The 20,997-nt window shown below is 67.6% G+C and carries 17 protein-coding genes; 10 read left to right on the top strand and 7 right to left on the bottom strand.

The genetic code is table 11. The features are described from left to right. Window positions 1-56: 56 nt before the first annotated feature. On the top strand, window positions 57-1,241 hold the full coding sequence (locus QPR87_RS12045) for an LLM class flavin-dependent oxidoreductase (RefSeq protein WP_011749284.1): 1,185 nt from the start codon (window positions 57-59) through the stop codon (window positions 1,239-1,241). Here QPR87_RS12045 and QPR87_RS12040 read toward each other — a convergent pair. Next, window positions 1,181-6,892 carry a non-ribosomal peptide synthetase gene (locus QPR87_RS12040; protein WP_197029432.1) on the bottom strand — a complete coding sequence of 1,904 codons (5,712 nt, stop codon included), beginning with the start codon at window positions 6,890-6,892 and terminating at the stop codon, window positions 1,181-1,183. The genes QPR87_RS12045 and QPR87_RS12040 overlap by 61 nt on opposite strands. 105 nt (window positions 6,893-6,997) lie before the next feature. Here QPR87_RS12040 and QPR87_RS12035 point away from each other — a divergent pair, with 105 nt between their 5' ends. From QPR87_RS12035 to QPR87_RS12025, 3 genes are all read left to right on the top strand, one after another. Then, the gene (locus QPR87_RS12035) at window positions 6,998-7,246 is read left to right on the top strand and encodes a phosphopantetheine-binding protein (protein ID WP_011749286.1); all 249 of its coding nucleotides are present in this window, start codon (window positions 6,998-7,000) and stop codon (window positions 7,244-7,246) included. 251 nt (window positions 7,247-7,497) lie between these two features. Next, complete coding sequence (locus QPR87_RS12030) at window positions 7,498-9,300, top strand: ABC transporter ATP-binding protein (RefSeq protein ID WP_011749287.1); 1,803 nt, start codon at window positions 7,498-7,500, stop codon at window positions 9,298-9,300. Then, the gene (locus QPR87_RS12025; RefSeq protein WP_024845260.1) at window positions 9,297-11,084 is read left to right on the top strand and encodes an ABC transporter ATP-binding protein; all 1,788 of its coding nucleotides are present in this window, start codon (window positions 9,297-9,299) and stop codon (window positions 11,082-11,084) included. The genes QPR87_RS12030 and QPR87_RS12025 overlap by 4 nt, the downstream gene beginning before the upstream one ends. Window positions 11,085-11,462: 378 nt before the next feature. On the opposite strand, the gene QPR87_RS12020 is transcribed toward QPR87_RS12025, so the two are convergent. The 6 genes from QPR87_RS12020 to QPR87_RS11995 all read right to left on the bottom strand — a co-directional run bounded on the left by QPR87_RS12020 (window position 11,463) and on the right by QPR87_RS11995 (window position 14,086). Further along, window positions 11,463-11,903 carry a CBS domain-containing protein gene (locus QPR87_RS12020; protein WP_011749289.1) on the bottom strand — a complete coding sequence of 147 codons (441 nt, stop codon included), beginning with the start codon at window positions 11,901-11,903 and terminating at the stop codon, window positions 11,463-11,465. 12 nt (window positions 11,904-11,915) lie between these two features. Beyond that, window positions 11,916-12,299, bottom strand: coding sequence for a succinate dehydrogenase, hydrophobic membrane anchor protein (sdhD, locus tag QPR87_RS12015; RefSeq protein WP_024845261.1), 384 nt, complete (start codon window positions 12,297-12,299; stop codon window positions 11,916-11,918). Next, window positions 12,296-12,673: a succinate dehydrogenase, cytochrome b556 subunit gene (gene sdhC, locus QPR87_RS12010; RefSeq protein WP_011749291.1), complete on the bottom strand. Its 378-nt coding sequence runs from the start codon at window positions 12,671-12,673 to the stop codon at window positions 12,296-12,298. The genes sdhD and sdhC overlap by 4 nt, the downstream gene beginning before the upstream one ends. A 15-nt stretch (window positions 12,674-12,688) precedes the next feature. Then, a complete protein-coding gene (locus tag QPR87_RS12005; RefSeq protein ID WP_011749292.1) occupies window positions 12,689-13,057 on the bottom strand; it encodes a 2Fe-2S iron-sulfur cluster-binding protein in 369 nt (122 codons plus the stop codon). Window positions 13,058-13,174: 117 nt separating this feature from the next. Next, on the bottom strand, window positions 13,175-13,627 hold the full coding sequence (locus tag QPR87_RS12000; protein WP_011749293.1) for a DUF6522 family protein: 453 nt from the start codon (window positions 13,625-13,627) through the stop codon (window positions 13,175-13,177). A gap of 21 nt (window positions 13,628-13,648) precedes the next feature. Next, window positions 13,649-14,086: an RrF2 family transcriptional regulator gene (locus QPR87_RS11995; RefSeq protein ID WP_011749294.1), complete on the bottom strand. Its 438-nt coding sequence runs from the start codon at window positions 14,084-14,086 to the stop codon at window positions 13,649-13,651. Between the two features lie 143 nt (window positions 14,087-14,229). Between QPR87_RS11995 and ric the strand changes: the two genes are divergently transcribed. The 6 genes from ric (at window position 14,230) to QPR87_RS11965 (ending at window position 20,995) form a co-directional block, all read left to right on the top strand. Further along, the gene (gene ric, locus QPR87_RS11990; protein ID WP_011749295.1) at window positions 14,230-14,901 is read left to right on the top strand and encodes an iron-sulfur cluster repair di-iron protein; all 672 of its coding nucleotides are present in this window, start codon (window positions 14,230-14,232) and stop codon (window positions 14,899-14,901) included. Between the two features lie 113 nt (window positions 14,902-15,014). Continuing rightward, window positions 15,015-15,338 carry a hexameric tyrosine-coordinated heme protein gene (locus tag QPR87_RS11985; RefSeq protein ID WP_011749296.1) on the top strand — a complete coding sequence of 108 codons (324 nt, stop codon included), beginning with the start codon at window positions 15,015-15,017 and terminating at the stop codon, window positions 15,336-15,338. 19 nt (window positions 15,339-15,357) lie between these two features. Then, window positions 15,358-15,696, top strand: a complete 339-nt coding sequence (locus tag QPR87_RS11980; protein WP_011749297.1) for a carboxymuconolactone decarboxylase family protein — start codon at window positions 15,358-15,360, stop codon at window positions 15,694-15,696. A gap of 213 nt (window positions 15,697-15,909) precedes the next feature. After that, the gene (locus QPR87_RS11975) at window positions 15,910-17,580 is read left to right on the top strand and encodes a cytochrome c oxidase subunit I (RefSeq protein ID WP_011749298.1); all 1,671 of its coding nucleotides are present in this window, start codon (window positions 15,910-15,912) and stop codon (window positions 17,578-17,580) included. Between the two features lie 245 nt (window positions 17,581-17,825). Beyond that, on the top strand, window positions 17,826-20,159 hold the full coding sequence (locus tag QPR87_RS11970; protein ID WP_164901616.1) for a TonB-dependent siderophore receptor: 2,334 nt from the start codon (window positions 17,826-17,828) through the stop codon (window positions 20,157-20,159). Between the two features lie 11 nt (window positions 20,160-20,170). Next, window positions 20,171-20,995, top strand: a complete 825-nt coding sequence (locus tag QPR87_RS11965; RefSeq protein ID WP_011749300.1) for a class I SAM-dependent methyltransferase — start codon at window positions 20,171-20,173, stop codon at window positions 20,993-20,995. The last annotated feature ends 2 nt before the right edge of the window (window positions 20,996-20,997 follow it).

Here is a 20,997-nt window from a genome sequence, read left to right as displayed (position 1 = left end):
CTCCGGTTCGTAAAGTAAAACACTCGGAATTATCCAGACGCAATTTCACGAGGAGCATGCGATGGCGCGGATGCTGCATATCGGTCTGGCCCTTGCCCGGACCTGGGGGCCGCCGCCGGCCCCGGACCAGGCGCTGGCGCTGGATTGCGCGCTGGCGGTCCGGGCCGAGGCCGCGCATCGCGCGGGCGGCGCTGGATCCGACGCTGGTGCTGACCGCCGTGGCCGGGGCGACGCGGCGGATCGGGCTGGTCACGACGGTCTCGACCAGTTTCAACCCGCCCTATGTCGCCGCGCGGCAATTGCAGACGCTGAACTGGCTCAGCAACGGCCGGGCGGGCTGGAACATCGTCACCGCGCTGGATGGAGAGCGGAATTTCGGCCTTGCCGCCATGCCCTCGGCGGCCGAGCGTTACGCCCGCGCGGCCGAGTTCACCGATGTCGTGCGCCGCCTTTGGGACAGCCACGGTGCCGAAGGGCTGGCGGCCATCGACCATTGCGGCGCCTTCTATCAGGTCGAGGGGCCGCTGAACGTGCCGCGCCATCCCGCGCGCGTCGCGCTGTTCCAGGCCGGCGCCTCGGCCGAGGGCCGCGGCTTCGCCGCCTCGGTCGCCGATGCGATCTTCGCCTCGGTCCCCGACCCTGCCGCGGGGCAAGAGCTGCGGTCGGACCTGCAGCGCCGGGCCCGCGCCGCCGGCCGCGACGACGCGCCGCGGCTGCTGCCGGGCTTTCACGCCTATCTGGCGCCCAGCCGGAGCGAGGCGCAGGAGATGTTCCGCGAGGCGCAGGCCCGCCGCGATCCTGCCGCGCTGCGGGCCAAGCTGGGGGCGCTGGTCGGCCGCGACCTGGGCGACTGGCCCGAGGACCGCCCCCTGACCCCCGCGGACCTGCCGGCCGGGGACGCGGCGCTGCGCAGCCGCACCCATTCGGGGCTGCTGCAGCGGCTGATCCGGCAGGAAAGCCCGCCCCTGCGCGACCTGCTGCTGCGGCCCGAGGTGGCCAATTCCGGGCACTGGACTTTCGTCGGCACCCCGGCCGAGGCCCTGGCCGAGATCGCCGCCTGGTCGGATGCCGGGGCCATGGACGGCTTCATCGCCCTGCCGGGCGGCAGCGGGGAATCGCTGGACCTGCTGCTGTCCGAACTGGTCCCGGCGCTGGCCGAGGCGCGGCGCTTTCGCCACGCCTATGCCGGAGAGACGCTGGCCGCGCATCTGGGGCTTGCCTCGCCGGCGTCCAGCGGCTGATCGTCCTGCGGCTGTGCAAAGCGGGCCAGCATCGCCTCGACCGCTTCGGTGATCCGGCGGATTTCGGCGGGGCCGTAGCGGTCGGCGCGATGGCTTAGCATGATGCGCAGGCCGGCGGTCTCGTCCGCCACGTCCTCGACGATCTCGAATTGCAGGCCCAGCAGCGATTCCGCCTTGTCGGGGTCGATCTGCCGGTATTCGACGCGGCTGCCGTCCATCAGCGCGATGGCGCCGTTCATCCGGTTCCGGGCGTGGATCTGGATGAAGACCTCGAACATCTCGTCCAGCCGGGTGACGGGATTGCCGGTCAGCGCCTCGCCCACCAGGTCCAGCGGGACCTCGGAATGCGGCAGCGACCGGGCGATGCGGTCGCGGACCTGCGCGATCAGCGCGGCGGGCGTGTCCTGCGCCCCCAGCGCCAGCCGATGCGCGGTCATGGTGGTGAAATAGCCCACCGTGTCGAACCAGGCCGGATCGTTGCGCCCCGAGGCCGAGGTGCCGATCACCAGGTCGCCGATGCCGCCCAGCCGCCCCAGCGCCGCGCCGATCGCCGCATAGGCCGTCGCGAAAAGCGAGGCCGCGTTGCGCCGCGCCGTGGCGTAAAGCCCGCGTGCGACCTCGGCCGGCAGGTCGATCCGGGTCCAGCCGCCCTGCGGGTCCTGTCCGCCCGGCGCAGCGCCGAGGATCGGGCGGGCACGCGGCGCGCCGCGCAGGTGATCCAGCCAGTAGTCCAGATGCGCGCGGTCCGTATCCGCCGCCCTTTGCGCGGCGGCGAAGCGGTGGAAGCCCGGCGGTTGGTCGGGCCATTCCGGCGCCAGCCCCGCCGCGCGCTGGCGATAGGCGTGGTCAAGCTGGTCCATCAGCAGGTTCAGCGACCATTCGTCCAGCACGATATGGTGGAACAGCATGGACAGCACCTGCTCGTCCCCCTCGCGGAAGAAGCGCAGCCGCAGCGGCAATTCGCGGGCAAGGTCGAAGACATGGCCGGCCTCGGTCCGGCGGTTTGCCTCGCCCGCCTCGGCGCTGGTCCAGAACCAGCGATAATCGCCCAGCCGCTCGACCGGGACCACTTCTTGCAGCGGCGTGCCGTTTTCCTCGCGGAAATGGCTGCGCAGCACGGGATGGCGGCGGATCAGGTCGCCGAAGGCCAGGCCGAAGACCGCTTCGTCCACCGGAGTCGGGAAACGCAGGGCAAAGGGCAGGTTGAAGATGCCGCCATAGCCGAAGGCGGCATAGGCCTTCCACAGCGATTGCTGCGCCAGCGACAGGGGCGCCGCCTGGGGCCCGGCCGCGTCGTCCCCGGCTGCGGGCATCGGTGCGGCCGGCGCGCTGCGGGTGGCGATCCCGGCCAGCGCGAGGGCGGTCGGATGGCGGAAGATGTCGGTGAAGCGCAGGGCGATGCCATGCTCGGCCTGCAGCCTGCCGATGATCCGGGTCGCGACCAGCGAATGCCCGCCATGGTCGAAGAAATCGTCCTCGGGCCCCATTCCGGGCGCGCCGAGCGCCTCGCGGAAGGCGGCTAGGATCAGGCCCGTCAGCGCGTCCGCCGGCTCGGCACCTGGCGCTTCTGGCGGTGCGGTCGGCTCGGGGCCGGGCTGGCCCGCGATCTGGCGCGCGCGGCGGCGGTCGGGCTTGCCGTTGGCCGACAGCGGCAGCGCCGGGATTGCAAGGATGCGGTCGGGAAGGTGCGATTGCGGCAGCCGTTCGCGCAGGAAGGCGCGCAGCGCGGCCGGTTCGGGCAGATCGCGGCCGGCGACCAGCGCGGCCAGCACCGTCTCGCCCCGCGCGTCGGGAATGTCCACGACCAGGGCCTGCGCGACGGCGGGATGGGCGGCCAGCTCGGCCTCGACATCGGCCAGCGAGATGCGCACGCCGCGCACCTTGACATAGCCGTTCACCCGGCTGTCGAACAGGATGGTGCCGTCGCCGCGCAGCCGCCCCAGGTCGCCGCTGCGAAAGGCGCGGATGCCCCCGACCTCGGTGAAGTCGGTCTGTTCCAGCGCGCCGTCGCGCAGATAGCCGAGCGCCAGGTTCACGCCCGTGGTGTGGATGCGGCCGGCCACGCCCTCGGGGCAGGGTTCGCCCTGCGGGTTCAGCAGCAGGTAGCGGTTGCCGGGCAGGGCGCGGCCATAGGGGATGATGCGGTCGTCCTCGGGGCCGATCCGGTGCCAGATGCTCCAGATCGTGGTCTCGGTCGGGCCGCCCAGCGACCACAGCGCCGCATCGGGCCGCAGCCGGCGCAGCCGGTCGATCACCGCCGGCTTGATGTAGTCGCCGCCCTGCGCCACCAGCCGCAGCGAGGTCAGCCCGTCATCCGGCGCACAGGCCAGCAGCATCTCGACGATGGCGGGGACCGAGCACCAGACGGTCACGCCGTGGTCGCGCACCAGACGGTTCCAGGCAAGGGCGTCCTTTTCCTCGGCCGGCGCGGGCATGACCAGTCGCGCGCCGGCGGCCAGGGTGCCGAACAGGTCGAAGACCGACATGTCGTGATGCAGCGGCGTGACCGAGATCACCGCGTCCTGGGCCCCGATCCCCCAGGCATCCAGCGTATGGCCGATGACATTCGCGGTGGCGCGGTTGTTCAGCACCACGCATTTCGGCCGCCCGGTGGTGCCCGAGGTGTAAAGGTAATAGGCCGCCGCTTCGGAACGGGACAGCGCGGCCAGTCCCTGCGGGATCGGGGCCGGGTCATGCGCTTCGAGGGTGCGGGGCGAGGCCAGCGGCCAGCCGGGCAGGTCGGTCCCGGCCACGACCAGCCGCGGCGCGGAATTGCGCAGCAGGTAGTCGCGCCGCTCGGGCGGCGCGGCGGCGTCGATGGGCACCCAGACCAGCCCCGAGAAGGCGCAGGCCAGCGTCAGCACCAGATGCTCGGGTCCGCGCGGCAGACAGATCGCGACCATGTCGCCCGGCGCGAGCCCGCGCGCGGCCAGCCCGGCCATCACGCGCCGCACCCGCAGGCCAAGCGCGCCGTAGCTGGTGCTGCGGGTGTCGCAGATCAGGGCCGTGCGGTCGGGATCGCCGTCGAACAGCTGCGCCGCGATGCGCTCCAGATGGCCGGGGCCGGCATGTTCCGCCCCGGCGGGGGCCGCGGGCGGCGGCGGCAGGAAATCGGCGCCGGCCAGGGTCAGCTCGTCCCGTTCGGCCAGCGCGGCGAAGGCGCGGGCGGCGGCGTCCAGCAACGCGCCGACGACCGCAGGCTCCAGCGCCTGCTCGACGTGATCGGCTTGCAGCAGCAGCGCACCCTCCGCATCCAGCGCCAGCCGCAGGTCCAGCGCGACCTGCGGGGTCTGCACCAGCCCGTCCACCAGCCGCAGCCCGGCATCGGCGGGCACCCGGTCCCAGCCCATGCCGTTGGTCAGCACCACCGGCAGCGCGATCCGACCGCCCATCTGCGACAGCAGCAGCCGGCTGAGGCCGATGCCCGACAGGCCGGGATGCGCCATTCCCTCCAACAGGTCCTCTTGCAGCCGGCGGGCATGATCCAGGAAGCTGCCCCGGTCGGCGCGATAATCGACGGCGACGAAGGACGAGCGGTTGGCCAGCGCCCCGCCCGGCGGCGGCGCCACCGGCACCGCGACACAGGGCGCCAGGTCCGGGGTCCAGCGCGCCAGCACCTCCAGCACCACGGCCATGGCGATGCTGTTGCGGGTCAGTTTCTGCGCCGCCGCCAGCCGGGCCAGGCGCGCCAGCTGATCGCGCGGGATGCGGCGGCTGTCGCGGCGCCAGCGCGGGCGGTCGATGCCGTCCAGCGGCTGCCGCCAGGGCAGGCAGGGCGGCCCCTCGACGCCGGCCAGACGCGCGCGCCACCAGGCGGCATCGGCGGCGCGGTCGGCCTGTTCGAGGGGCGGTGCGGGCAGGGCGCAGGCCGGGGGCAGTTCGGGCGCCAGCAATTCGGCGACGACCTGCGCGATCCCGGCGCCGTCCAGCGGCAGGGCGTCCATCTTGACCAGCAGCGCCTGGTCGCGGGGCTGCGGCATCTCGACCAGCACCAGCCGCCACAGCAGCCCGTCCAGCGGCAGCGGCGCGCGGGCGAACTCGTCCTGCAGGGCGGCCAGCCGTGCCTCGGCCTCATCGGCACCCATATCCGAAAGGTCGATCCGTTCCAGCGGCGGTTCGGCTTCGTCCAGCACGCGCAGCGCCGAATATTCAGGGTCGAGCCGGCAGCGCAGCGCCTCATGCCGCTCGATCAGCGCCTTGGCCCGGCGCGCCAGGGCTTCGGCATCCAGCGGGCCGCGATAGCAGCGATATTCCTGCATGGCGGTGCGGCCCAGCGGCAGCTCGGCCTCGCGGCCCAGCAGATAGGCCTTTTGCAGCTCGCCCAGCCGCCGCATCCGCATCGGCGCTGGCAACCAGTCCGACAGCGGCGCCGCCGCCAGATCGGGCGCATCGGCCAGCCGGCACAGCGCCGCGTGGCAGGCATCGAAACCGGCGCGCACCCAGTCCTCGGGCAACGCGTCCAGCCGCAGGTCCCAATTCAGCAGCACGCCCTCGGCCAGCGCGGCGACCTGCACGTCCAGCGCGACCTGCGGCGCCTGCGACACGCTCCAGACCAGCCGCCCGAACAGCCGGCCGACGCGCGGGCTGAGCAGCTGGCGCTGCGCCCCGTCCAGGTCGAGCCCGCTGGTAAAGACCACCGGCGCGGATTCCACGCCCTGGCCGCCGCGTGACATCTCGCGCAGCACGGCGACGCCGGGGCAGGCCTGATGCGACAGCGCCTCGGCGATCTCGCGCCCTGCCTCGCGCGCCAGTCCGGCCAGCGTGGCCTCGGGCCCGACCCGCAGGCCGAGCGGCAGGATATTGGTGAAATCCCCGACCAGCCGCGAGGCGCCGCGCATCACCGGGGCGCGGAAGAAGCCCGGCAGCGTCAGGCGAAAGGCCCGGTCGCCCGTCGCCCGCGCCAGCAGGGCGGCAAAGACCGCCAGGTAAAGCGCGGTCTGCGTGACCCGCAATTCACGCGCAAGCCCCCGCAGCGCCGCGGCCCGCGCCGGCGGCAGCAGGGCCGAGATCCGGGTGCTTTCCGGCGCGCCGGCCTGGTCGCGCAGCGGCAGCGAGGGCGGCGACGGCAGGTCGCGTAGCCGCGCCCGCCACCATTCCCGGTCCGCCACCTCGGCCGGGTCGGGGGGCAGCCGGGCCAGGTAGTCGAAATAGCAGCTCTCGGGTTCCTCGGACGCAGCGATCCCGGCCGGATCCTCGTAAAGCCGGGCCAAGTCGTCCATGACCAGCCCGAAGCAGGACGGATCGGCCGCGATCATGTCCAGGTCGATATGCAGCCGCTGTTCGCCGCCGGGCAGCAGGCTCAGCCGGAACTCTGCCGCTTCGCCCGAGGCGATGTCCAGCCGCTGATGCGTCATCCGCCGCCGTGTCGCGGCCAGCCGTTCCTGTGCCTGGTCCGGCGCCAGTTCCCGCAGGTCGTCAAGCCGCAAGGCGTGGCGGTCGTCTAGCGGCTGGATCACCTGCTGGCCCGCGGCCGTGACCCGCAGCCGCAGCATCGGGTGCCGGCGGAACAGCCCGCGCACCGCGCGGTCCAGCCGCCGCGGCTCCAGCCCCGCCGGCTGGAACTCGGTATGCAGATGCGCGGATACGCCGCCGCCCGGCCCCTTCCAATCGCGCCCGGTCCAATAGGCTGCCTGCATGGCGGTCAGGTCCATGTTCATCCCCTTGCGTCTGGCGATAGTGGTTGATAAAAATACTCAACTAATGGCGATGTCAAGGAACGGCCTTGGCTGCGCAGGACAGGACAGGACGGGATCGGAATGAACGACATCGGATCTATCGAAACGCTTGACCGGGCATGGCTGGAAGCGCGCGTGTGGGCCCTTATTCCCGACGAGGCGGATATTGGTTCCGATGAAAACCTGCTATTCTTGGGGCTGGATTCGCTGTCGGTGCTGAAGCTGGTCGCCGAGCTGAAGCAGGCGGGCATCACGCTGAGCGCGCGGGAACTGCTTCACGAGCCCAGCATCGAGGGCTGGTGGCGCCTGATCCAGGCGCGGCGGCCCTAGATCATGACGTGCGATCTGGTTGACACGTTTGCTCGGACAGACGGTCCCCAAGGCCCGCGTGACCTACACGGCATCGAACTGGATGGAGTCCATGGCTGTGCCCACACCCTCGTCGACGAACGCCCCCGATATTGCAGGGCGGTCAACCGCCGGGTCCGCGGAATCGATCCGGCGACGGGTTCTGACCCGCCTGCCCCAAGGGCCGGGATAGCCCTCATCCGGCCCCTCTGCATGCCAAGGGAGCAGGGCGCATGAGAGCTGCCAGCCATGCCGCAAGGCCCGAGCGCGGGGATGACGACGACCGGGCCTGGGCCATCATGGAACCCGTGCGTCGCCAGATCCGCCTTGCGATGGGGTTGGGCGCGGTTTCGGGACTGGCGGTCCTTGCCACGATGATCTGCCTGGCGATGACGGTCCTGGCGCTGCGCGATCATCCGGGCCAGGTGCCGTGGGTCTGGATGCTGGGTGCTTTGGCGGGGACGGTCGCCAGCTATCTGGCCCGGCTGGGTGCGTTCAACCAGTCCCACTATGCTGCCTTCCGGCTGGAGCGTATCCTGCGAAGCCGTCTGGCCGAACGGATGGCCGAGGTTCCCCTGGGCTATATCCAGGCCCTGGGCGCCGGCGGGCTGACCAAGGTGATCCACGACGACGTCAAGGCCTTGCACGTCTTCGTCGCCGACAGCACGCCGCTTTATGCCCGCGCCTATGTCACGCCGCTGGCCACGGCGGCGATCCTGTTCTGGCTCGACTGGCGGTTGGCGCTGGCGGTGCTGGCGGTTCTGGGCCTGGGCATCCTGTCGATGCGCGGCGCGCAGAAGCGCCGGCGCAACATGGCGCGGCTGTACAACGAGGCGCGCGAGAAGGTCAGCGCAGCGGTGGTCGAGTTCGTGCAGGCGATGCCGGTGGTGCGCAATTTCGACACCGGCCATTCCAGCTTTGGCCGGTATCAGCAGGCGCTCGACGCCTATCTGGCGGTGCTGGCGCGGTGGTATCGTGACTCGGGCCGTTCGGTCCGCATGACCTGGGCGATCCTCAGCCCGCTTCCGACGCTGGCCGTCGTGCTGTGGCTGGGGCTCTGGCAGGTCCGGGAGGGCGAGCTGGACGCGGTGCGGTGGCTGGCAATTCTTCTGCTATGCACCGGAATGGCCGAATCGGTCATGCCGATGATGATGCTGCGCCACATGATCGACAAGGTGCGGCTGTCGATCGCGCGCATCCATGACGTGCTGGCCGCGCCGCTGTTGCCGGTCCCGGCGCAGGGCCACTCGCGCCGGCCGGCGGATTCCGGCGTGGTCTTCGACGATGTGAGCTTTCGCTATGGCCCCGACGAGACCGAGGCGCTGCGCCATGTCAGCTTCGTTGCCGTACCCGGCAGCGTGACGGCGCTGGTCGGGCCGTCCGGCGCGGGCAAAAGCACCGTTGCGCGGCTGATCCCGCGGTTCTGGGACGTGACCGGCGGCCGCATCCTGATCGGCGGGGTCGATATTCGCGACATGGGCGCCGACGACCTGATGCGGCAGGTGGCCTTCGTCTTTCAGGATACCTTCCTGTTTTCCGACAGCATCGCCGAGAATATCAGGCTCGGTTGTCCCGATGCGACCGATGAGGAGGTGATCGCCGCGGCCCGCGCCGCGCAGGCGCATGATTTCATCGCGGCGCTCCCCCAGGGTTACGACACGCCGGCCGGCGAGCGGGGCGCGCTGCTGTCGGGCGGCCAGCGGCAGCGCATCACCATCGCCCGTGCGATCCTGCAGAACCGGCCCGTCCTTGTCCTGGACGAAGCGACGGCCTTTGCAGATCCGGAAAACGAGGCCGCGCTGATCCGTGCGCTTGGCGAACTCACCCGTGGCAAGACGGTGATCACGGTCACCCACCGCCTGCAAAGCGTCGTCCATGCCGACCAGATCCTGGTCTTCGATGCGGGCCGGCTTGTCCAGGCGGGTCGCCACCACGACCTGCTGGCACAGCCGGGGCGCTATGCACGGCTTTGGGCCAGCCATGCCGAGGCGCAGGCCTGGACCCTGGGACACATGAGGAAGGGAGCCGCCGAATGACCGGGCGCACCATCCCGGCCGGCCGCCCCGGCCCAACCGCGATCCGCGAGACCTGGCGCCAGTTGCAGGACAGCGTGGGCGAGGACGCCCCGCGCTTGCGGGCTGCCATTCTTGGCCTCTTGCTTGCCGCAGCGTTGCAGGGGCTGGCGCTGGCTGCCATCGCGCCGGTCCTTGTCGCAGCCTTCGACGGCAGGGACTGGCCGGGCGCATTGCGCTGGCTGGGGATCTGCACGATCCTCATGGTCGCGGCGACCGCGGCAAGGTGGTGGGCGCAGGGCTTCGACTTCAACGGCCGCATGGCCGCGGCCACGCATCGTGTCCGGCTGCGGCTGGGCGAGCAGATGCGGCGCATGCCGCTGGAAATGCTGCACGGCCACCGCACCGGCGAGCTGAACTCGATGGTCATCAACAACGTCGATGAAAACCTTCTGACCACGCTGACCATTCTCAACCTGATCTTCATCTCGGTCGTCACGCCGCTGGTGACGGGGCTGGCGCTGCTGGTGCTGGACTGGCGCGCAGGGCTGCTGGTCCTGGTGGTGTTTCCCGCCATCCTGCCCCTGTATCGCTGGCGCCGGCCCGCGATCGGGCGTGGCAAGCGCATTCTGGGCGCCGCCCACCAGCAGGCGAATGCGGATGTGCTGGAATACACGCAGGGCCTGCCCGTGCTGCGCGCCGCGTTGCAGGCCGGAGCGCGCGCCGGCAGGCTTGAACGGACGTTCCGCAAGCTGGAGGAGATCCAGATCTACGGGCATCGCAAGGGAGAAAAGCCGAATCTCATCGTCTCGACCGTTGTCGAGCTCGGGCTGGTCCTGATGCTTGGGCTCGGCGTGGCCTTCGTGGTCGCGGGAGAGATGGATCTCGCGCTTCTCGCCGCGCTTCTGGTGATCGTGGTGCGGCTGTCCGAGCCGCTGGCGACCTTCATTCTCTATACCGCGATCCTGGAATTGATCGAGGCAGCCTTGGACCGGATCAAGGCGCTGCTTGCCATTTCACCCCTGGATCAGGCATTGCCCGCGCGAACGCCGGCACACTGCGGCATCAGATTCGAAGCTGCCAGCTTTGCCTATGCAGGGGCCGATGCCCCGGCCCTGCGCGATGTCGATCTGACGATCCCCGAGGGCAGCCTGACCGCATTCGTCGGCCCCTCGGGATCGGGCAAGACCACGCTGGCGCGACTGATCCTGCGCCATGCCGATCCCCAGAAGGGCCGCATCCTGATCGGCGGGGCGGATCTGCGCCAGATCCCCGAAAGCGCCCTGCGCGGGATGCTGTCCGTGGTGTTCCAGGACGTGCATCTGTTCAACGACACCGTCATGGCCAATATCCGCATGGCCCGCCCGGATGCGACCGAGGCCGAGGTCCGCGAGGCTGCCCGTGCCGCGCAATGCCTCGATTTCATCGAGCGGCTTCCGCTTGGCTGGAATACGCCCCTGGGCGAGATCGGCAGCCGCCTGTCAGGAGGGGAGCGTCAGCGCATCTCGATCGCGCGCGCGCTTTTGAAGGACGCGCCGATCCTGATCCTGGACGAGCCGACTGCGGCACTGGATACCGAAAGCGAACGTGCCGTTCAGCGCGCCATCGATGCCGTCGTGCGCGACCGCACGGTCATCGTGATCGCCCATCGGCTGTCGACCATCGCCGGCGCGGATCAGATCGCTGTCGTGGATGACGGGCGCGTCGTCCAACTCGGCACGCATTCCGCGCTGCTGGCGCGGCCGGGCCGCTACCGCGCGATGTGGGAGGCGCAGCAGGCGGCGAAGATCTGGTCGGGTCGGGCGTGATCCGGACAGGAACACCCGCTGATAACGCAATGATGCGTTGGCAGTAGCTGGATGTCGCTGCGTCAGGACGGCAATGGCGATTGCCGGGGGGAACTTTATCGTGCCGACACTACAGCCTCTGCCTGCGCTGATTACTGCTCCGGCGCCGGTTTGCGGGCGATCATCGCCGGGCGACCGATGCACGGGAACAGGCTGGCCTAAGGCAAGGGGATAGCGGTTGTCGGTGCCTCCAGGCGGTATCCTGTCGGCCGCGTTGTTCGCGGGCATCGCCTGCGGAAGGATCATCGCCCGGCCACATCCTAGGCAGGGGTGCATTGCGCCATTGCCGGCGAAGGGCCCATGCCGATGCAAGAGACATGGGCGTTCCCTTGCGCCCGCTCAGCGGTAGCCGATATTCATGACATAATCATGCAGCAGGTTTTCCTCCTCCCGCACTTCCTGCAGCAGCGTCTGAAGAACATCGCGCGCATTCAGCACGCCGAGCGGGTGGCGGTTTGCATCGACGATCGGAATGTTCTTGAAGCCGCGGGCCTTCATGATGTCCCAGACATCCTGCAGCCAACCGTCCGGGGTCACGGTGGTGACGTCGCGCGTCATCGCCTCGATGACAGGTGCGGTGCAGCTGGCGCCGGTACAGCGACCTGTCTGGCGCACCACGTCGGTCTTGGTCAGGACGCCTGCCAGTCGGCCGGCAGCATCGCAGACCAGCAGCATGTCGCAGCCTTCGCCAAGCCGCCTTGCCGCCTGCAGAAGCGCCGCGTTCACATCGATCGATTGCAGGTGCCGGCGCGCGGTGGGCAGAAATTTCTGGATAAGCACGTGAACTCCTTCCTATGCCATCGGCGCGATGCGCAGCACCGAAGCGATGCCGAACACGACACCTGCAAAGCAGGCCAGCTGGATCGCCGCCGCGGCGACGAACCGCGCGCCAGAATGAATGTAGTCCTCGGCCAGAACCTGGAGCCCCAGCGCCGCATGATGAAAGCCGGCCATCAACAGCAGGATCATGAGCCCGGAATTGAGCGGCGCCGCCAACCAGGCCACCAGCTTCGCGTGATCCGCGGCCGCGCTGCCGGCCAACGCCAGGGCGAACCACAGGACCAGCGGCACCAGACCCGCGGCAGAGACCCGCTGTGCCCACCAACGACCCGTGCCATGCCCCGCTGCTCCAAGGCCGCGTGCCCGTGCGAATGGCGGGATATGGCGGATCGTCATGCCAGCCCCCATGTCCACAACGCCAGCGTCAGGATCAGGCTTGTCCCCACCACCGTCCATCCGCCGGCATAGATCGCGCGCAATTCGAAGCCCCGGCCACTGTCCCAGACCAGATGCCGGACGCCGTTGCAAAGGTGGTAAAACAGCGCCAGCGTTACAAGAAAAAGCGCAATACGGCCAGGCACGGACAGCAGCAGCGCCTGCGCGCTTCCGAACGCATCCTGGCCCGAGGCGCCGGCCATCAGCCAGGCTGCGAGGCCGAGGGCGCCGAGGCTCTGCGCCACGCCCGAAAGCCGGTGCCCGAACGACAGGACGGAGGTCAGCTGTGGCCGGTAGTTCTGCATGTTGGGTGATTTTGGACGGCGGTGAGACATGGCGCTTCCTTCGTGTCAGCCTTGCCGCTCGATCATTTTCTTCTTGATCTCGGCGATGGCGCGGCCGGGGTTCAGCCAAGGCTCGATCATTTCGTATTGGGCGAGCAGATGGGTCTGGTCGGGCACCAGTTCCTTGATCGCTGGCAGGTTGGCCAGCAGAAAGATCGTCGCAGGTTTGGCCCGATCGGCTATCGCCCAGGTGCAAGCGGTCCAGTTCGTGGCATCGATCGTCATGGCGCATGACCCGCATACGCCCTCGCGGCACGAACGCCGGAAAGTCAGCGTCGGGTCGATCCTGTTCTTTATCCAGATCAGCGCGTCGAGCGGTATCGGCCCGCAATCGTCCAGATCGTCGCGGAACGTATCCCGCCGCAGGCCGGCCATGCCGTCGGGATCGAGGCGATGGATGCGCAGCGTTGCGATCCGCGCAGCACCCCCGGCGCGGGCCAGGAAAGCGCCGCGGCCGCTTCAGGCGCGGCACCTCGTGCGGGCGAGCGACGATCATGGCGCCTTTCCTAGCAACAGGGATGTCCGGCGCGGCGCGTCGATGCTGATCGCGATGGGGTCGCTGGCAGGGAAGGTTCCCTGCAACGCCAGGTCGAGAAGCGTCTCGATATGGGCCGCCTGTCCCGGATCACGCCCGCTTCCAGGCGCCCCGTGATCCGCGCCGGCCTCCGGCCTCCGGCTTCCGGGGCCGGATGATCCGGCGAAATCCACCGCGCCGCAGGTCAGGATCCTGCCGCTTTCGTCCGCGGTGATCCGAATGCGGCGGCTGGACGAGAAGAAGATCAGCCGCACCGTGCCGGCATCCTTGCCCGCGCCGCGCTCGAACCGGCTGGTGATCGTGCCGTCGCGCATGCCCTGCCGCAAATCATCGGCGCTGATCCCGAATGCCCTGGCCAGGACGGCCGCGTCGATCCGGGCGCCGTCTTGCTGCAATTCGATCCCAGGCATCGCCGCCTCTCTTTCCCGGCCTCACTCGGCCGCCACCACGCGCCCTCCCGGACCCGCTCCGGGCCAGGCGCAATCCTCGAGCGTCGTACGGTCCAACTCGGCCATGAACGCCTCGCGCGCGGCGGAAAGCTGCGGCCGCAGGCGGCAGCGCGGCCTCAGGACGCATTCGCCGCCATCGGCGCGGAAACATTCCACGATGGCGAACTTGCGCTCCAGATGGCGCACCACCTGTCCCAGCGTGATCTCGTGCGCCGGGCGCATCAGCCGCAGCCCGCCGGACCTGCCGCGCTCGGACCGCACGAAGCCGCCAAGCCCCAGGTCGCTGACCACCTTGGCCAGGTGATGCTGCGAGATGGCGAACTCCCTGGCGATCTGCCCGGTCGAGATCGGCTTTTCCGGCGCCCCCGCCAGCCGCATCAGCACCCGCAATCCGTAGTCGGTAAAGGTCGCAAGACGCATCGGCTCTCCTAATTGGTATTGACAATACCGATTATGTGGGAGGATATTCGGTATTGCAAGTACCGAATATAAGGGCTTCGCGCATCCTCCTGACCCGCGGCGCCCGACTCACCATCAGACACCCCCCGCTCATGGAGACCGCCATGCCCCAGACCACATTCCCATTGCACGACCGGACGGTCGGCGAGATCGCCGCGCGGCTTCCCGGCGCGTCCGGCGTGTTCCGCCGCTTCGGCATCGATTTCTGCTGCCACGGAGAGGTGCCGCTGGCAGAGGCAGCCAATCGGCGCCAGCTGGACCTTGGCGCGCTCGAGGCGGTCCTGGGCGACCTCGATCCCCTGGCGATCCCCGATGCGCCACGGGAGACCGGGGCGCTGATCGACCATATCCAGACCCGCTATCACCAGGCGCATCGCCGGCAGATCCCCGAACTGATCGCGCTTTCGCGCAAGGTCGAGGCGGTCCATGCCGGCCACCCGGAGGTGCCCGGCGGCCTGGCCGACCTGCTGCAGCGGATATGGGGCGAGTTGGAGGTGCATATGAAGAAGGAAGAGTTGATCCTTTTCCCGGCCATGCGCCGGCAGGCGGCGGACCGGATTGCCGTCCCCATCGCCGAGATGCGGCATGATCACGACGATCACGGCGCCTTCCTGGCAGAGCTGGCGCGGCTGACGCAGGACCATACCGTGCCCGAGGGCGCCTGCCGGACCTGGCAGGCGCTTTACGCCGGGACCGCGCAGCTGCGGGCCGACCTGATGGAGCATATCCATCTGGAAAACAACGTGCTGTTCCCGCGCTTTGAAAAGGGCGCATGAGCCTGCTGCTGGAAGCCGGGCCGCTATTCATGCAATCCCGCGACGCTTGCCGCCGGCCCCGCATCCAATGCCCCGAAGCCCGCCCCATGTGATCCAATCGAGGAGGAGGTTCCATGTTCCGATCCAGTTGCATCCTTGCCGCCTCGCTGGCGCTGCTGCCGCCTGCCAGCCTTGCCCAGACCGGCCAGTCTGCCACGGGCGCAGCGGTGGCAGAGACGTGGCTGCCGACCCTGCAGGTCGATACGCCGCAGCAGGGCTTCGATCTGGCCATCGTCATGGCGCGGCGGGCGGTCAGGACGACCCAGCCCGATGTCGCGATGCTGAAGGCGCAGCGGTCACGCTATGCCGAGGATGCGGCCAGCCTGATCGACGTCTCGGCCGTGGCGGCGGCCTGGTTCGCGACCATCGCCGCGGCCAACGACTATTGGCGCGAATGAACCTGAAGGGAGGACGACCATGGCCGACATCTCCATGCCCAAGGCCAGCGCCGCGCTTGGCGCGAAACGTCACGCGCTGGCGCCAGCCATCGACGATGCCTTTCTGGCGCTGTCGAAGGTGGTCTTCGCCGACGGTGCGCTGGACAAGCGCACCAAGCAGCTGATCGCGGTCGCCGTGGCCCATGTCACGCAATGCCCCTGGTGCATCGAGGGCCATGTCAAGGGCGCCCGCCGCGAGGGTGCCACCAACGAGCAGATCATGGAGGCGATCTGGGTCGCGGCCGAGATGCGCGCCGGGGCCGCCTATGCCCATGCCAACAAGGCGCTTGCGGTTCTGGATGAGATCGATGGCGCGTGAAGCCTGCCCATGCCCTGCTGCCGCCCCTTGGGGAACATGGCTACGGGTCGAGGCCTGTATGAAGGGCGCGGCGGCAGCCCGGCGGATCACCGCGAGGCTCGATTCCACCCTTGGCCTTGCCGATAGCCGCAGGGCCGGCCAGGTCGGCTTGCCGCCGCGCCCGACCATCCGCGTATCCGCAGACCGGAGCCAGCACAGATAAAGGACAGGACCATGTCAGCCCAGATCAGCGACAGCATCGAAGAGAAGCGGGGCTTCTTCACCCGCTGGTTCATGTCGACGAACCACAAGGATATCGGTGTCCTCTACCTGTTCACGGCGGGTCTGGCCGGGCTGATCTCGGTCACACTCACCGTCTACATGCGCATGGAATTGCAGCATCCGGGTGTGCAATACATGTGTCTGGAAGGCATGCGGCTGGTCGCCGACGCTGCGGCGGAATGCACGCCGAACGGCCATCTGTGGAATGTCGTCGTGACCTATCACGGCATCCTGATGATGTTCTTTGTCGTGATCCCGGCGCTGTTCGGCGGTTTCGGCAACTATTTCATGCCGCTGCATATTGGTGCCCCGGACATGGCTTTCCCGCGGCTGAACAACCTGTCATATTGGCTCTATGTCTGCGGGGTCTCGCTTGCCATCGCCTCGCTGCTGTCGCCGGGCGGCTCGGATCAGCCGGGGGCAGGGGTGGGCTGGGTTCTGTATCCGCCGCTCTCCACGACCGAGGCCGGCTATGCGATGGACCTGGCGATCTTTGCCGTCCACGTCTCGGGCGCAAGCTCGATCCTGGGCGCAATCAACATCATCACCACCTTCCTGAACATGCGCGCCCCGGGCATGACGCTGTTCAAGGTGCCGCTGTTTGCCTGGGCGGTCTTCATCACCGCCTGGATGATCCTGCTGTCGCTGCCGGTGCTGGCCGGGGGTATCACCATGCTGCTGATGGACCGCAACTTCGGCACGCAGTTCTTCGATCCGGCCGGCGGCGGCGATCCGGTGCTGTATCAGCACATCCTGTGGTTCTTCGGCCATCCCGAGGTCTACATGCTGATCCTGCCCGGTTTCGGCATCATCAGTCACGTCATCTCGACCTTCGCCAGGAAGCCGATCTTCGGTTATCTGCCGATGGTTCTGGCCATGGCCGCCATCGCCTTTCTCGGCTTCATCGTCTGGGCGCATCACATGTACACGGCCGGCATGTCGCTGACCCAGCAGACCTATTTCCAGATGGCGACCATGACCATCGCGGTGCCCACCGGCATCAAGGTCTTCTCGTGGATCGCGACCATGTGGGGCGGCTCGATCGAGTTCAAGACGCCGATGCTCTGGGCCTTCGGCTTCCTGTTCCTGTTCACCGTCGGCGGCGTGACCGGGGTCGTCATCGCCCAGGCGCCCTTGGACCGCGTTTATCACGACACCTACTATATCGTGGCGCATTTCCACTATGTGATGAGCCTTGGCGCCGTCTTCGCGATCTTTGCAGGCACCTATTACTGGATCGGCAAGATGTCGGGCCGGCAATACCCGGAATGGGCGGGCCAGCTGCATTTCTGGATGATGTTCATCGGCTCGAACCTGATCTTCTTCCCGCAGCACTTCCTGGGCCGCCAGGGCATGCCGCGCCGCTATATCGACTACCCGGTCGAGTTCTCGTACTGGAACAACATCTCGTCGATCGGCGCCTATATCTCCTTCGCCTCCTTCCTGTTCTTCATCGGCATCGTGTTCTACACGCTCTTCGCCGGCAAGCCCGTGAACGTGCCGAACTACTGGAACGAGCATGCGGACACGCTGGAATGGACCCTGCCCTCGCCGCCGCCCGAGCATACCTTCGAGACCCTGCCCAAGCCTGAGGACTGGGATCGCGCACAGGCGCATCGGTAGGCAAGGCAGACCTTCGGAAACGACCGATCGTATCCAACGGCCCCCGACTCGAGCGGATGTCGGAACAGCCGATGCTGACGCATATCAGCCAAAGGCATCATACCGTGCGAGGCGGATAGGCACCAAAAGCAGCGTTGCAAGCGGTGCCGCAGAGGAGGGGTAGGAGATAGGGCCGGACGATTCCCAAGTGGTGTCGGCGCGCCAAGGTAGCGGGTGCTGGAGCACCGGCACGGAAGAGAATGTCCATGGGAGCGGCAGTATCTGATACGCCCCACAACTCCCGGAATAACAACTTGGCAATCACGTCACGCGGCATCTTGACGCGATTCGATATGTTTACACAAGCATATCGTGATGATACCTCACGATCGTCGGTGGCGTGGAACCACGCGATCCAGATATCACGGGGGGACCAGGGTGCCATGCGTCGCGCAGTTTCGAATGGTGGGATAGCGATTTCTTTTTTCTGCCTGGCCACAGCAGGTCATGCGCAGACGCTGCCCAGACAGGACGCCATCGTTCTTGACCAGGTCGTCATCCAGGGGGGCGACGACAGCGGCAAGAGCGGGGTGCGCGCGAAAACCGCGACGATTGGTCCGCTTGGCCGGCGCGAGATCAAGGACACGCCCTATTCGGTCAGCGTCATCGACAAGACGCTGATTGAAAACCAGCAGGCGACAACCTTGCCCGATCTGTTGAAATACATGCCCTCGACGCAGATGGAGGCGCGCGGCGGCGGCGATGTCGGGCGTCCGCAATCGCGCGGCATGCAGGGCACGCCGGTTTTCAACAATCGCCTCGATGGTATGAACATCGTCGCCACCACTGCGCAGCCCATCGAGATGTATGAAAGGGTCGAGGTCGTCCACGGCCTCGCCGGCGCCTATTTCGGCCCGGCAAGCCCCGGCGGACTTTTCAACTTCACCCGCAAACGGCCCACGCAAGATCCCTATAATCGCATCAACACCGGCTTTACCGGCAAGGGGACCTGGCTGGCGCATGGCGATTTCGGCGGCCATGCGGCAGACGGCATGCTCGGCTATCGCATCAACGTGCTGAGCGAAGAGGGAGACGGCTATGTGAAGGGCAGCGATCTGGATCGCTCGCTGATCAGCGGCGCCTTCGACATCAACCTGACCGACCAGACGACAATAGAACTGAACGCCAGCCGCTACCGTTTCGACAAGTTCGGCTTTCCCGGCAGCTTCAGCTACGACAACAGCGTGACCCTGCCCGATGCGCCGGATCCGACCAAGGTCGGCTACGGTCAGAAATTCGCCGGCTACGGGCTGGAGGACACGCTGGTCGGCGGCCTCGTCAAGCATCGGTTCAACGAGGATTGGTCCTTGACCGCCGGGATGCAGCATCAAAGGGTCAGCCGCTGGTTCGTATCTGTCTCGAACGCGCTTCTGGACGACGACGGCAATTATAGCAACAGCATCGATGGCGGGGTCAGCGGCCAGTTCCGGGTCACCAGCAATATCGCCGTGCTCAACGGCACGCTGTTCACCGGCGGGGTCAAACACGACGTCCATCTGGGCACGACCGGCGTGAACTGGGAAAACTACAGCCCCCGCAGTGGCAATCCGAGCGTGCAAGGCTATCTTGGCGATGCCAGCATCGACAATCCGGTCCAATGGGACGCCCCGACGGGTCTGGTGCGCAACGGGCCGCGCTACAGATCCTTCAGCAACAGATCGCAAAGCCTGGTGTTGGGTGACAGCATCACCTTCAACGGGCAGTGGTCGGCCATCCTGTCGGGCAGCTACACTTGGTTCGACGTCAAGAACTATGACGAAACCGGCACGGTCACGCAGAAATACAGCGAGCGGGGTTTAAGCCCCAGCGTGGCGCTGAGCTACAAGCCCGCCGAAAACATCACCACCTATGTCGCCTATGTCGACACGCTGCAAAGCGGCGGTACCGCGCCGACCACGGCCGCGAACGCCGGACAGGTGCTCGCGCCCGAGCGCAGCAAGCAGGTCGAGGCTGGGGTCAAGGCCGACCTAGGCGGCCTGGATGCTTCGGTGGCGGTGTTCCGTATCGAGCGACCCTTTGCTTTCACCGGCGAGGACAATGTCTATCGCATCCAGGGCGACCAGGTGAACAAGGGGATCGAACTGGAACTGCGCGGCCAACTGCTGGAAAACCTCAATATCCATGGCGGCGTCACCCTGCTTGATCCCAAGCTGAGGAATACCGGCAACCCGCTGACCAGCGATACCGATGTGGTGGGCGCGCCCAAGGTGCAGGCCAACCTGTTCATGGAATATTTCTTCAAGAGCCTGCCCGAGCTTTCGGCCAGCGCCAATCTGCACTTCACAGGCAAGCGTGCGGGCAACAACATCAACAGCTTCAAGGTCGACAGCTATGCCACCCTGGATCTTGGGCTGCGCTACGAACGCCAGATGACCAAGGATACCACCGCGGTCTTCAACCTCGCGATCAACAACGTCTTCGATGAGCATTACTGGGCATCGATCTTTCCCGGCAGCATCGATGGCGCGACGCGGGGCGCGAACAGCGCCTTTCTGGGTGCGCCCCGCGAGGTCAGGCTCTCGGCCAGCTTCAAGTTCTGAAGGATCGGCCCATGGGTAATCTGATCGATTGGGACCTTCTGGACCGTCTGCTGACGCCCCCGGTCTTCGCCCAGTCGCCGATGTGGGATGCTTTCGCGGATCGCTACAACGGCTATGTCGCGATGCAGTCCGAATATACCGGATTGCAGATCGACATGATGAATATCGGGGTAGACGAAACCGTGCTGGATGTAGGCGCCGGGCCGGGCAGGATCGCCATTCCGGCCGCCGCCCGCGCCCGGTCGGTGACCGCGCTCGATGTCTCCCGGCCGATGCTGGATCATCTGGAACGCAACGCAAGGCAGGCGGGGCGCGACAATATCCGCAGGCTCGACCTTGCATGGCAAGACGTCGAGCCGGACGGTAATGTCGAGGTGCATGACATCGTGGTCGCCGCGCGTTCGCCCGCGATGAACGACCTGCGCAAGATCGATGCGCTGGCGCGCAAACGTGCCTATGTGACGCTGTTTTCGGGGCCCAGTCTCAAATGCTTTCACGACAGCTTGGTGGCGGGAATCGAGCCCGCCCCGCCGTCAGCGGCGGCCAAGCCTACGCCGATGCCGGGATATGCGCTGGTCTTCAACCGCCTTGTGGCGATGGGGCTTGAGGTGAACGTCGGTTTTGTTCCCGACGGCTTTTCCCAAGTCTTCCCGGACTGGGATGCGGTTCTGGACGGGTTTTCCTGGCTGGGCATCGGCAAAACCGACGAGCCGCGATTCCGCGACAACATCGCCCCCTATCTGAGCCAGACCCAAGACGGGCTGGCGCTGCGCATGGAAACGCGAACCTGCATCCTGTGGTGGGACAAGGTCCATCCGGCGGGTTTCGGGACGTGATC

It is taken from the genome of Paracoccus sp. SSJ, assembly GCF_030234105.1.
GTDB lineage: Bacteria > Pseudomonadota > Alphaproteobacteria > Rhodobacterales > Rhodobacteraceae > Paracoccus > Paracoccus denitrificans.
The sequence above is the reverse complement of the archived record's forward strand: the minus strand, read 5'-3'. Positions and strand labels throughout refer to the sequence as shown.